8 protein-coding genes are annotated in these 13,421 nt (G+C 57.1%); all 8 read left to right on the forward strand.

Annotation, left to right across the window (positions count from 1 at the left end; translation table 11 throughout):
* Positions 1-2: 2 nt before the first annotated feature.
* Positions 3-452, forward strand: coding sequence for a PrgI family protein (locus tag NIA71_RS15825; RefSeq protein WP_022788455.1), 450 nt, complete (start codon positions 3-5; stop codon positions 450-452).
* On the forward strand, positions 355-2,760 hold the full coding sequence (locus tag NIA71_RS15830; RefSeq protein WP_253020934.1) for a VirB4-like conjugal transfer ATPase, CD1110 family: 2,406 nt from the start codon (positions 355-357) through the stop codon (positions 2,758-2,760). The genes NIA71_RS15825 and NIA71_RS15830 overlap by 98 nt, the downstream gene beginning before the upstream one ends.
* A gap of 50 nt (positions 2,761-2,810) precedes the next feature.
* Positions 2,811-3,614: a DNA-methyltransferase gene (locus NIA71_RS15835; protein WP_253020935.1), complete on the forward strand. Its 804-nt coding sequence runs from the start codon at positions 2,811-2,813 to the stop codon at positions 3,612-3,614.
* A complete protein-coding gene (locus NIA71_RS15840) occupies positions 3,547-5,502 on the forward strand; it encodes a C40 family peptidase (protein WP_158347423.1) in 1,956 nt (651 codons plus the stop codon). The genes NIA71_RS15835 and NIA71_RS15840 overlap by 68 nt, the downstream gene beginning before the upstream one ends.
* A 23-nt stretch (positions 5,503-5,525) precedes the next feature.
* A complete protein-coding gene (locus NIA71_RS15845) occupies positions 5,526-5,783 on the forward strand; it encodes a DUF4315 family protein (protein WP_003509287.1) in 258 nt (85 codons plus the stop codon).
* Entirely contained in the window at positions 5,770-6,528 is a 759-nt protein-coding gene (locus NIA71_RS15850; RefSeq protein WP_158347421.1) for a DUF4366 domain-containing protein, read from the forward strand. The genes NIA71_RS15845 and NIA71_RS15850 overlap by 14 nt, the downstream gene beginning before the upstream one ends.
* A complete protein-coding gene (locus NIA71_RS15855; protein ID WP_253020936.1) occupies positions 6,525-8,630 on the forward strand; it encodes a DNA topoisomerase 3 in 2,106 nt (701 codons plus the stop codon). The genes NIA71_RS15850 and NIA71_RS15855 overlap by 4 nt, the downstream gene beginning before the upstream one ends.
* A 126-nt stretch (positions 8,631-8,756) precedes the next feature.
* The gene (locus NIA71_RS15860; protein ID WP_253020937.1) at positions 8,757-13,421 is read left to right on the forward strand and encodes an LPD25 domain-containing protein; all 4,665 of its coding nucleotides are present in this window, start codon (positions 8,757-8,759) and stop codon (positions 13,419-13,421) included.

Below are 13,421 nucleotides of genomic sequence, written 5' to 3' on the forward strand. Positions count from 1 at the left end.
TTATGGCTTATGTAACTGTCCCCAAGGATTTAACCAAGGTCAAATCCAAGGTAGTATTCGGGCTGACGAAACGCCAGCTCATTTGTTTTGGCGGTGCGCTGCTTATTGGCGTCCCGCTTTTCTTTTTGATCCGGGGCCGCGTCCCGACCAGCGCGGCGGCACTCATTATGGTGTTCGCCATGCTGCCGGGCTTTCTGCTGGCCCTTTACGAAAAACACGGCCAGCCCCTTGAAGTGGTGGTGCGCCAGATCGTAGAGTGCTGCTTCATCCAGCCAAAGGAACGCCCCTACCAGACCAACAACGCTTATACCGCCCTTGTGCGGCAATCCCAAATGGAAAAGGAGGTCAACGCCATTGTCCAAAAAGCAAAAGAACGAAACGAGCGCAAAAGCGCCGGTCAAGCTCACCCGCGCCGAAAAGAAAGAGATTCAGGCCGTCATCCGAAAGTATAAGGGCGACGGCAAACCCCATTCGGCGCAGGCCAGTATTCCCTATGAGGCCATGTATCAGGACGGCGTATGCCGGGTGACGCCCCGCACCTTTTCCAAGTGCATTGAGTTTACGGACATCAGCTATCAACTGGCGCAGGCGGACACCAAGACCGCCATCTTTGAAAACCTGTGCGACCTCTACAACTATCTGGACGCCTCCATTCATGTGCAGTTTTCCTTTATCAACCGCAAGATCGACCCCAAGCAGTACGCCAAGAGCTTTGAAATCCGGGCGCATGGGGACGACTTTGACGACATCCGCAGCGAGTATTCCGACATTTTGCAAGACCAGCTTGTGAACGGGAACAACGGCCTGATGAAGCGGAAATTTATGACCTATACCATCGAGGCGGACAGCTTGAAAATGGCCCGCGCCAGACTGCGCCGGATCGAAACCGACCTTTTGGGCTATTTCAAGAGCATGGGGGCCTCCGCGTGGGGACTGGACGCCAAGGAACGGCTGGAAGTCATGCACAGCATTTTCCACCCGGACGGGGAACCGTTCTCCTTTGACTGGAAGTGGCTTGCCCCGTCGGGGCTTTCTACCAAGGACTTTATCGCCCCGTCCTCGTTCCGCTTCGGCAATGCCCGGATGTTCGGGCTGGGCGGCAAATACGGGGCGGTGAGCTTTCTGCAAATCCTCTCCCCGGAGCTGTCGGATGAAATGCTGGCCGACTTTCTCAACATGGAAAACGGCATTGTAGTGAACCTCCATGTGCAGGCCATCGACCAGAGCGACGCCATTAAGACGGTCAAGCGCAAGATCACCGACCTTGACGCCATGAAGATTCAGGAACAGAAACGGGCGGTAAGAAGCGGTTACGACATGGATATTCTTCCCAGCGACCTTGCCACCTACGGGCAGGACGCCAAGGAACTGCTAAAGACCTTGCAGAGCCGGAATGAAAGGATGTTCCAGCTTACCTTTTTGGTGCTGAATACCGCAGACACCCGGCAAAAGCTGGAAAACGATGTGTTCTGGGCTGCCGGTATTGCACAGAAATACAACTGTTCCCTTGTGCGGCTGGACTACCAGCAGGAACAGGGGCTTATGAGCAGCCTGCCGCTGGGGGCCAGCCACATCCAGATTGAACGCTCCCTGACGACTTCCAGCGTGGCCGTGTTCGTCCCCTTTGTGACGCAGGAGCTTTTTCAGGGCGGCGACGCCATGTATTACGGGATCAACGCCAAGACCGGCAACATGATTATGCTCGACCGCAAACGAGCGAGGTGTCCCAACGGACTAAAGCTGGGGACACCGGGAAGCGGCAAAAGTATGAGCTGTAAATCAGAAATTTTGAGCGTGTTCCTCTGCACCCCGGACGATGTGTATATCTGTGATCCAGAGGCCGAGTATTACCCCCTTGTGAAGCGGCTGCATGGGCAGGTGGTGAAGCTGTCGCCTACCAGCAAAAACTATGTGAACCCGCTGGACATCAACCTGAACTACTCCGAGGATGAAAACCCGCTGGCCTTGAAATCCGACTTTGTGCTGTCGTTCTGTGAGCTTGTCATGGGCGGCAAGAACGGGCTGGAAGCCATTGAAAAGACGGTGATCGACCGGGCGGTACAGGTGATCTACCGGCCTTATCTGGCAGACCCCAAGCCGGAAAATATGCCCATCCTTGCAGACCTGCACAAAGCTCTGTTAGACCAGCATATCCCAGAGGCCGACCGGGTAGCGCAGGCCCTTGACCTGTATGTGTCCGGCAGCTTAAATGTGTTCAACCACAGAACCAACATCGACATCCAGAACCGCATTGTGGCCTTTGACATCAAGGAGCTGGGCAAGCAGCTAAAGAAAATCGGTATGCTCATTGTCCAAGACCAGATTTGGGGGCGCGTCACCCAAAACCGAAGCAAGGGCAAGGCGACATGGTATTTCTGTGATGAGTTCCACCTGCTTTTGCGTGAGGAACAGACGGCGGCCTTTTCCTGCGAGCTTTGGAAGCGTTTTCGTAAGTGGGGCGGGATTCCCACAGGTGCGACGCAGAATGTGAAAGACCTGCTTTCCTCCCCGGAAATTGAGAACATTTTGGAAAACAGCGACTTTATCTGCCTGCTCAATCAGGCCAGCGGCGACCGCAAAATCCTTGCGGAACGGCTGAACATTTCGCCCCAGCAATTACGGTATGTGGACAATTCCGAACCCGGCGAGGGGCTTCTCATTTACGAAAATGTGATCCTGCCCTTTAAGAACCCCATCCCGAAAAACACCCAGCTCTACCAGATCATGACGACCCGGTTAGGCGAGGGGGCGACGGTATGAGGCGCGATGAGGCAGACAGTTTCAACAATCGGCTTTTCTGCATAGACTGTATGAAACTATTTGCAAAAATTCCAGATAGTACGGTATCACTGATTGTTACCGATCCACCCTACGGAATTTCCTATCAGAACCATTTTGCCAAGCAGCCCCACGCAATGCTGGCAGGCGACACAGGGATTGATTATGAACGGATGGCAAGGGAAAGCTACCGCATCCTGCGGGATAACTCCCATGCCTATTTTTTTACCCGTTTTGACTGTTATCCGCACCATTACGCCTGCTTGCAGGCAGCCGGGTTTCAGGTAAAGAATTGCCTGATCATCGAAAAAAATACAATCGGCGGTCTGGGAGATCTGCAAGGCAGCTTTGCCAACAATGCCGAGTGGGTTATCTTCTGTCAAAAAGGGAGGCGGACATTTAACCGCACGACACTTCTGCAGAACCGCAAAAAGGAGGGGGCGCTATTTCACACGGGGCGTAAACCAAGTGAAAAATATAAGACACGCTTCCCGGCCTGCTGGTTTGGTGCGGAATATCCCAAAGCAACCTATAATTCCACATGGCAGAAAAAACATCAGATTTATCACCCGACTGTAAAAAATACGGATTGTCTTTCATGGCTGATCCAGTTGTCAAGTCTACCGGGCGATCTGGTATTTGATGGTTATATGGGGACAGGCAGCACCGCATTAGCGGCCATTCAGACCGGCAGAAGATACTTAGGTGCAGAAATCCATCCAGAATATTACGCAATCGCCCAGCGGCGCATACAGGAGGTGATGTTACATGAATCCATTAAAACCCCGCGACAAGGTAACGCAGCACATGACCCGCGACGGCCTGACGCTGGATAACCAGACCACCGGCGAAAGCGTCAATGTGTCCAGCCGGGAGGCCGAGCAGGAATATACCGCCCAGCCGGAGGGCGTGGCGGAAAAAATACTGGAACGGGCGGACGAACTGCACGACCGCCATAAGGCAAAGAAAGCGGCCAAGGACGCCGGGGAAACCGTGGCGCAGGCCACCGGCCCTGTTTCCCGGTTGCAGTTTACCGCCGAGGAACGGGCCTCCCCGGAGCTGGCCCCGTATATCAAAAAGGCGGAAAAACGGGCGGATCAGCTGGAAGCGGCCAAAGAAGCCCTGCCGAAAAAGCGCGTCGTTACCAAGGAAACCGTTTATGACGAAGCCAAGGGCAAGGCCAAAAGCAGGCTGTATTTTGACAAGGTGGAGAAAGCCCCTCCCCAGCTCAAACCAAACCCGGCCAGTCGCCCCATACAGGAAGCCGGGCTTTACCTCCACGGGAAAATCCATGAGGTAGAACACGAAAATGTGGGCGTGGAGGGCGGCCACAAGGGGGAGGAACTGGCGGAACGGCAGGCGGGCCGCATGATCCGCAGCGGCGTCCACCGCCACAAGCTCAAACCCTACCGGGCCGCAGCCAAGGCCGAGCGAAAGTCCATCGCCGCCAACGCCGAGTTTGCGTATCAAAAATCCCTGCGGGACAACCCGGAGCTGGCGCAGGCGGCCAAGAACCCCGTTTCCCGTTTCTGGCAGAAACAGCACATCAAGCGGGAATATGCCAAGGCAGCAAGGGCGGCGGGCCAGACCGCACAGGGGGCCGCAAGCACCGCCAAGACCACGGCTGCCGCAGCAAAGAAAGCCGCAGAGAAAAGCAGACAGGCCGCGTCCTTTGCCGCCCGGCACTGGAAAGGGGCGCTGATTGTCGGCGGCGTGGGCCTTATGCTCCTGCTGGTGATGGGCGGCCTGCAATCCTGCACCGCCATGTTTGGCAGCACCGGGACGGGCCTTGCCGCCACCTCCTATCTCTCCGAGGACAGCGATATGCTGGGAGCCGAAGCCGCCTATGCCGCGCTGGAAGCAGACTTGCAGCACGAACTTGACAACTACGAAAGCCTGCACCCCGGCTATGACGAATACCGTTTCGATCTGGACGAGATCAAGCATGACCCCTATGTGCTGACCTCCATCCTCTCCGCACTGCATAACGGCGTGTTCACTTTGGAGGAGGTACAGGGCGACCTTGCCATGCTCTTTGAAAAGCAGTACATCCTGACCCAGACCATCGAAACGGAAACCCGCTACCGCACCGAAACGAGGACGGACAGCGAGGGAAACACCTACACCGTGGAAGTCCCCTACACCTACTATATCTGTAATGTGAAGCTGGAAAACTTTGACCTGTCCCACCTGCCCATCTACATTCTCACCGAGGAACAGATGGGCTTTTATGCTGCCTATATGCAGACTTTGGGCAACCGGCCAGACCTGTTTCCCAACGGCAGCTATCCCCACGCCTCCACCCCGAAAGAGCCGACCTACTATGAAATCCCCCCGGAGGCGCTAAAGGACGAAGCCTTTGCCGCCATGATCGCCGAGGCAGAAAAGTATGTGGGCTATCCCTATGTGTGGGGCGGCAGCTCCCCAAGCACCAGCTTTGATTGTTCCGGCTTCATTAGCTGGGTCATCAATCATTCCGGCTGGAATGTGGGACGCCAGACGGCGCAGGGGCTTTACAACATCTGCACCCCCGTTTCCCCGGAGCAGGCCAAGCCCGGCGACCTTGTATTTTTCGTCGGCACTTACGACACTGCCGGAATGTCCCATGTGGGGCTGTATGTGGGAAATTCGGTCATGCTGCACTGCGGCGACCCCATTTCCTACACAAACCTCAATTCAAGCTACTGGCAGCAGCATTTTTATTGTTACGGGCGTTTGCCTTAAACGCCAGAAAGGAGTAAATCACTATGGCAATGAACAAATTGGAGCGCATTGAAAAGGATATTGAGAAAACCAAGGGCAAGATCGCGGAGCTGCAAAAGCAGCTTCGGGAGCTGGAAGCGGCCAAGACCGAACAGGAAAACTTGCAGATCGTCCAGCTTGTGCGCGGCCTCAACATGACCCCGCAGGAGTTCGCCGCCTTTGTGCGCGGCGGCGCGTTACAGGCGGCCCCGGCCCCGATCCCGGACTTTGAACAGGAGGACAGCGCCCATGAAGAAATCTAAACTGTTCCGCACCTTGACGCTGGCCGTGGCCGCTGCGCTTTGCATGGCGACCACGACCGTTACCGCCTACGCCGGGGGCGCTGACCCTGACCCGGTGCCGCTGCCGGAAACCACCGAGGCCCCCGCAGAAGTGCCGGAGGAAACCGAAGAACCTACCACCGGCGGCATGGAGCCGGAGGGCGTACCTGTCACCCCACAGGGCAACGCTGCGCTGGTGGATGATTTTTTCGGGGATAAGCAGCTTATCACCGTTACCACCAAGGCCGGGAATTATTTTTACATCCTGATCGACCGGGCCAACGAGGACAAGGAAACGGCGGTGCATTTCCTCAACCAAGTGGACGATGCCGACCTGCAAGCCTTGTTGGAGGACGGGAAAAAAGAGCCGGAGGTCTGCACCTGTACGGCCAAATGTCAAGCCGGGGCCGTTAATACGGCCTGCCCGGTCTGTAAAAACAACCTGACCGCCTGCAACGGGCCGGAGCCGAAACCCCAGCCGGAGGAAGAAAAGCCGCAGGAGGAAAAGCCAAGTGGCATGGGCGGCCTTGTGGTGTTCTTTGTGGTGGTGCTGGGCGGCGGCGCAGCCCTCTACTTCCTGAAATTCAAAAAGGAAAAAGCCGACACCACAGGAAATGACGATCTGGCCGAGTATGACTTTGGAGAGGACGAGGACGACGAGGACGAAGCCCCGGAGCCGGACGAGGATATGACAAGTGAAGATGGAAATAAGGAGGACGAAGTATGAGCTATCAGTTAGTAATTGCAGAGAAACCAAGCGTCGCCCGCAGCATTGCGGGCGTGATCGGCGCGGACAAGAAACAGGACGGCTATATGGAGGGAAACGGCTATCTGGTGAGCTGGTGTATCGGCCACCTTGTTTCCCTTGCCGACGCCGGGACTTATGACGAGCGTTTCAAAAAATGGCGCTATGACGACCTGCCGATTCTGCCGCAGCAATGGCAGTACATCATTCCCGACGATAAGAAAAAGCAGTTTGACACCCTGCGTTCTTTGATGGAGCGCCCCGATGTCACCGGCCTTGTGTGCGCCACCGACGCCGGGCGCGAGGGGGAATTGATTTTCCGTTTCGTCTACCAGATGGCGGGCTGCAAGAAACCGTTTCAGCGCCTTTGGATTTCCAGCATGGAGGATGCGGCCATTAAAGACGGCTTTGCCCACCTGAAACCGGGAACTGACTATGATAACCTGTATCAGTCGGCCCTTTGCCGGGCGCAGGCGGATTGGCTGGTGGGGATCAACGCGACCCGGCTGTTCTCCATCCTCTACCACAAGACCCTGACCGTGGGCCGTGTCCAGACGCCGACCCTCAAAATGCTGGTTGACCGGGAGGCCAAGATCAGCAGCTTTCAGAAAGAGAAATATCACATTGTTCAGATCGCGGCGGGCGGCATGGAGGCGGCCAGTGAACGCATGGGAAACGCCGACGACGCCAAGGCCCTGAAAGCCGCCTGTGAAACGGCACAGGCCGTTTGTGTGTCGGTAACACGGGAGAAAAAGACGGAGCAGCCGCCCCGCCTCTATGACCTCACCACCTTGCAGCGGGAGGCCAACCGCCTGTTTGGATTTACCGCCAAGCAGACCCTTGACTATGCCCAGCAGCTCTATGAAAAGAAGCTGCTGACCTATCCCCGCACCGACAGCCAGTATTTGACCGACGATATGCTGCCAACGGCGGAAAGTCTTGTGTCCGGCCTGTGGCCGCTGCTTTCCTTTGCGGCGGGGCTTGACCTGTCCCCGCAGTTTGGCCGGGTGCTGAACAGCAAAAAGGTAAGCGACCACCACGCCATTATCCCGACGATGGAATTTGTGCAGAAAGGCTTTGACGGGCTGGCCGAGGGGGAAAAGAAACTATTGTCCCTTGTGTGCTGCAAGCTGCTGTGCGCCGTGGCCGCGCCCCATGTGTACGAAGCTGTCACCGCTACATTCACCTGTGCCGGGAACACCTTTACCGCCAAGGGAAAGACCATCCTGACCCCCGGCTGGAAAGAGCTTGACCGCCGCTTTAAGGCGTCGTTCAAAACAGACGCCGACGACACCGCCCCGGAGCCTGCGCGTGAACTGCCGGAGATCACCGAGGGACAGACCTTTGACAAGGTAACTGCCGCCATCACCGAGCATTTCACAGCACCGCCCAAATCCTACACGGAAGATACCCTGCTTTCCGCTATGGAGCGCGCCGGTGCGGACGATCTGCCGGAGGACGCCGAGCGGCAGGGATTGGGAACCCCGGCCACCCGCGCCTCCATCTTAGAAAAGCTGGTGCAGATGGGCTTTGTGGAGCGCAGGGGAAAACAGCTACTTCCCACCAAGGACGGCCACAACCTTGCCTGTGTGCTGCCGGAGGCGCTGACCTCACCCCAGCTTACGGCACAGTGGGAAACGGAGCTGACGGCCATTGCCAAGGGGCAGGCCGACCCGGAGGGCTTCATGGCTGGCATTGCAGAAATGACAAGGGGCCTGATTGCAAACTACTCCCAGATTAGCGAGGACGCACAGAAGTTGTTTCAAACCGAGCGTGTGGTTATCGGCAAATGTCCGCGCTGCGGGGAAAGCGTCTATGAGGGCAAAAAGAACTACTACTGCGGAAACCGAAGCTGCCAGTTTGTCATGTGGAAGAATGACCGATTTTTTGAGGAACGAGGCAAGGCGTTCACCCCGAAGATCGCCGCCGCGCTCCTTAAAGACGGAAAGGCAAAGGTAAAGGGCCTGCGCTCCATGAAAACCGGCAAGACCTATGACGGGACGGTGCTTTTAGCGGATACCGGCGGCAAGTATGTGAACTACCGCGTGGAACAGAGGGGCAAAAACGAAAGACAGCAAGCATAGGGAGTGTAGCCACACTCCCGGCAAAATCCCTGACCCGGCGCACCTGCCGGGCCGGGGATTTTCTCTTTGGGGAAGCCCCAAACCCCTTGTATCAGATCACCACCATAGAAAGGATGTGAACCCCAAATGTCTTACAGCTCCTACGACCATGACAATTTAGAACCGGCCAGCACTATGCGGATCGAGCGCCGGATTTACTTTGAAAGCGGCAAGGCCGATCTCTCCGAAATGGTAAAGCTGCCCCTTGCGGAGCTTCTTTCCCTGCGGGCGGAAAGCGCCGCCGCAGAACAGGAAGTGTTTGACCGTTTGAAAGAGCAGGCCGCCGCATGGGAGGAACAGGCCGGAAGAACCCTGTTTCTGGACAAAGCACTTGAATATGCCCGGACGCTTCCCGTTACCCATACCGCAAACCAGTGGGAGGCCCCGGACGAATACCGCCATATCCGCAGCAACATGGTTTACCAGATGGATTACTCCATTTCCGAGAACACCAGGTATGACAGCGCCGCCCAAAAATCCGTTCCCTACTCGTGGACGCTCCGCTGGAGCCTTTATACCAACGCGCCTCGCGGAAACCGGCGGGAAAAGATCGCCGGACAGGATCGGAAAGTCTTTGCCAGCCGGGAAGAACTGGACAAGTACCTGAATGGCCGGATCAAAGCCCACGAACATTACTTTACCGAAATTTCCCCGGCCATCCCCAAGGAATACGCCGACTGCTTTAAGGTCAACGGCTGCCTGCTCCCCGGCTACACCATCGAGGGGGAGGAACCGGCAAAAGCCGCAGAGCTTCCCGCGCAGGAAGAAGCCGCGCAGCCGCAGCAGACCGCAGCCACCCCGGAAAGGAGGGAACCTGTGAACGAAGTATTTTCTATTTTTCTTGATAACCGCGCCGAAGCGCAGACCGGCGGGTCGCATGGGTACTGGCTTTCCCTGCCGACTACCGCCGAACAGGTGCAGGAAGCCCTAAAGGAAATCCACATCACCGCCGACAACCAGCAGGACTTGTTCATTGGCGGCTTTTCTGCCCCGGAGGGAAAACCGCTGGAACTGCCGGAGGATTTAATCAGAGCCGCCAGCGTGGACGAACTGAACTTCCTTGCCGCCCAGCTTCAAAAGCTGGACGCCGTGGAGCTGGAGGAGCTGAACGCCGCCATGCAGTCCCCGGCAAAAATGCAGACCATCGGGCAGCTTTTGGACTACGCCGAAAACACCGATTGTTTTGTCTTAATCAACGCCAAGGACAACCGCAGTCTGGGGGAATATTATCTGAATGATTCCGGGCTGTTTGTCGTTCCCGACCCGTGGAAACCGGCCATTGACACCGACCGGCTGGGAAGTTTTATCGCCAACGAGGAACAGGGAACCTTTACCGATTACGGCTATATTCTGCGAACCAGCGACGAATGGCAGCGCGTCCATGAGGGACAGCCAGTGCCGGAGGAATACCGGGTGATGGCCTATCCTGCGCCGGAAATTCTGCGGGATGAAAGCAAGGTGCAGCCGGAGGCGGCAGCCCCCGCAAAGGCCCCGCAGCCTGTCACCCCCATTCTCTTAAACGGCCAGAACAGCACCGAGCGCATGAAAGAGATCACCGACCGGCTGGAAACCGGCATACAGGAGCTTTTCGAGAGTGAACGCTACAAAGCCTATCTCACCACCATGTCCAAGTTTCACAGTTACAGCTTCAACAACACCCTCCTGATCGCCATGCAGGGCGGACAGCTTGTGGCGGGCTACAACAAGTGGAGGGACGATTTTCACCGCAATGTAAAGAAAGGCGAAAAGGCCATCAAGATACTGGCCCCGGCCCCGTTCAAGGCGAAAAAGGAAGTGCAAAAGCTGGACGCACAGGGCAGGCCGGTGATGGGTAAGGACGGAAAGCCTGTTACCGAAGTACAGGAAATACAGGTTCCGGCCTTTAAGATCGTTTCTGTCTTTGATGTGAGCCAGACCGAGGGGGAACCGCTGCCCTCTATCGGCGTGGAAGAACTGACCGGCAGCGTGGAACGCTACGGGGAATTTTTCAAGGCGCTGGAACAGACCTCCCCGGTTCCTATTAGTTTTGAGGACATTCCGGGCGGTTCCCACGGCTACTACCACCTGACGGAAAAGCGGATCGCCATTCAGGAGGGCATGAGCGAATTACAGACCCTAAAGACGGCTATCCACGAGATCGCCCATTCCAAGCTCCACGCCATCGACCCGGAAGCTCCGGCCATAGAGCAGGCCGACCGCCCCGACAGCCGCACCCGCGAGGTGCAGGCCGAAAGCGTGGCCTATGCCGTCTGCCAGCACTACGGGCTGGACACCTCCGACTATTCCTTTGGCTATGTGGCCGGTTGGAGTTCCGGCAAGGACTTGAAAGAGCTGAAAGCCTCCCTTGAAACCATCCGGGCCACCGCCCATGAACTGATTACCACCATTGACGGCCACCTTGCACAGCTTCAGCAACAGCGGCAGGCCCAGCAGGAGCAGCCGCAGGCCGCACCTCTGGAACAGGCCGCCGAGCAGCCAGACCCGGACAGCGTATTTTCCAAGCTGCCCACGGAGCAACAGCAGGAAATGACCGACAGCGTAAAAGCCATGCTGCAAACCCTGATTGACGCGGATTTGAAATCCACCGGCGAAGTGTCGCAGGGAACCAAGGAGGCGGCGCAAGCACAGGGCTTTACCATTGCCAGGGATGGAACGCTGGAACAGGCAGAAGCCCCGCAGGAGGCCGCCTACCGTCTGGAAAACGGCGATTACCTGTATATCCAGACATCGGAAACCGGCTACGATTACACACTGTACGGCCCCGACTACAAGGAACTGGACGGAGGCCAGCTTGACAATCCCGACCTGCCCTTTGTGGAAGCCGGAAAAGAAATCCTTGCCATCCATGAGCGACCGGCTGGGGCAATGGAACCCCTGACCAGCGACAGGCTGGATGATTTTCTGGAAGCAACCGAACAGGCCAACGCCATTCCCCAGCCGCAGGCATGGAATGGGATCGACGGCCTTTTGAATGGAAAGCCGTTCATGCCGGAGGCGTCCCCGGCTGACCGGGCCGCCGCCCTGATCGAGCTGGCGGAGAAAAACGCCCCGCGTTTGGGCAGCGAGGAACGGCAGTTGATTATGGCTTATGCCGAGGCTGTGGGCGATACTGACAAGATGATCGGGCTTATCAACCGCCTGTGTGAACAGGGCTACGAGCTGCAAAAGGGCCAGATGGATTCCTTTGTGAAAAGCGAGATCGAAAGTGAGATTGCCGTTGCCAACGCCCAGCGGCAGATCACGCAGAATCCGGCGGCGGAGCCGGTTGTCACGATCCTTTGGAGTGAAAGCCCCCATCTGAAAGACGGCCAGCAAATGCCGCTGCATGAAGCCGAGGCCGTTTTCAAGGAGCTGGACAGCGCCAGACGCCATGAACGGGAGCAGCCGGGCTATACGGGCCATTGGTACGACAAGACCAAGTTCCGCATTGACTTTACCATGCAGGGCCAGCCGGACAGCTACGAGGGGCGGCAGGACTTTGGCGACGGGGACGGTTCCCTGATCCAGCATATCCGGGGCTACCACGAATACTACGCGCAGGATGAAAGCTGGAAAAACCATGTGCTACACCATGAGGGGCCGGAGGCATGGGAGGCGGACAAAGCCCAGCGGGATATGCTGCTGCATGAGTTTGTCCCGTATATGGAGCTGCACTGCAATCTGGCCGCTATGGAGCAGGAGGCCCGGCGTCCCCTGCGATCCGGGGAAACCCTGACGCCGGAACAGACCGCTTATTTCAACGCGGTTTTGGACTATGTAAAGGAGTGCCGCCCGCTTCTCAATCAGGGACAGTACCACTTGCCGGAGCCGCCGCAGCTTGCCGACTTCGACCAGAGCTTGCAGGACTACAAAAAACAGATCGAGGCAGAGCTGGAACAGGAGGCCGCCGCTGCCGGGCTGACGGTGGAGGAATATATTGCCTCCGACTATGAGGCCCCGGCGCAGCCCAACTTTTCCATCTACCAAGTACCGCCCGGCCCGGAGGGGCGCGACCTGCGCTACCGTTCCTATGAGGAATTGCAGGCGGATGGGCTTTCGGTGGACAGGAAAAATTACCAGCTTGTCTACACCGCGCCGCTGGACAAGGACACCACACTGGACGAGATTTACCGCCGCTTCAACATGGAACATCCCGCCGATTACAAGGGACATTCCCTCTCAATGGGGGATATTGTGGTGTTCCGGCAGGATGGGAAACAGACCGCCTACTATGTGGACGAGGGGGCCGACTACCGGCAGGTGCCGGAGTTTTTCGCCCAGCCGGAAAAGCAGCTCACGCCAGACGAGTGCATGACTGGCGAACAAATCCAGACGCCAAGGGGCCGTTTCTATCTGACCGACAGGAGCCGGGAACAGATGGAGGCCGCCGGGTATGGATTCCACCACCAGTCGGAGGACGGCAGGTATCTGATTATGGCAAACGGCACAAGGGCCTTTGCCATCCCCGCCCAGCCAGAAAGCCATATCAAGACGGCGGAAATGTCCACCGAGCAGAACTACAACATGATCGACGGCATGATGAACAATGCCCCGTCTATGGAGGAACTGGAAGCAAGGGCAAAAGCCGGGGAACAGATTTCCCTTTTGGATGTGGCCGAGGCAGCCAAGGCGGAGGCCCAAAAACCCAAGCAGACCCGAAAGACGACGCAGAAACAAAAGAAACCGTCCATCCGGGCGCAGCTTGCCGCCGCCAAGGAGGAACAGAAAAAGAAGCCCCCGGCGCGGGAAAAATCAAAAGAAATGGAGGTATGA

Source organism: Ihubacter massiliensis (genome assembly GCF_024125305.1).
Classification (GTDB): Bacteria; Bacillota; Clostridia; order Peptostreptococcales; family Anaerovoracaceae; genus Hominibacterium; species Hominibacterium faecale.

Coding starts and splice junctions, on each gene's coding strand:
- NIA71_RS15825 (WP_022788455.1), top strand. CDS start 3: ATGGCTTATGTAACTGTCCCCAAGGATTTAACCAAGGTCAAATCCAAG.
- NIA71_RS15835 (WP_253020935.1), top strand. CDS start 2,811: ATGAAACTATTTGCAAAAATTCCAGATAGTACGGTATCACTGATTGTT.
- NIA71_RS15840 (WP_158347423.1), top strand. CDS start 3,547: ATGAATCCATTAAAACCCCGCGACAAGGTAACGCAGCACATGACCCGC.
- NIA71_RS15845 (WP_003509287.1), top strand. CDS start 5,526: ATGGCAATGAACAAATTGGAGCGCATTGAAAAGGATATTGAGAAAACC.
- NIA71_RS15850 (WP_158347421.1), top strand. CDS start 5,770: ATGAAGAAATCTAAACTGTTCCGCACCTTGACGCTGGCCGTGGCCGCT.
- NIA71_RS15855 (WP_253020936.1), top strand. CDS start 6,525: ATGAGCTATCAGTTAGTAATTGCAGAGAAACCAAGCGTCGCCCGCAGC.
- NIA71_RS15860 (WP_253020937.1), top strand. CDS start 8,757: ATGTCTTACAGCTCCTACGACCATGACAATTTAGAACCGGCCAGCACT.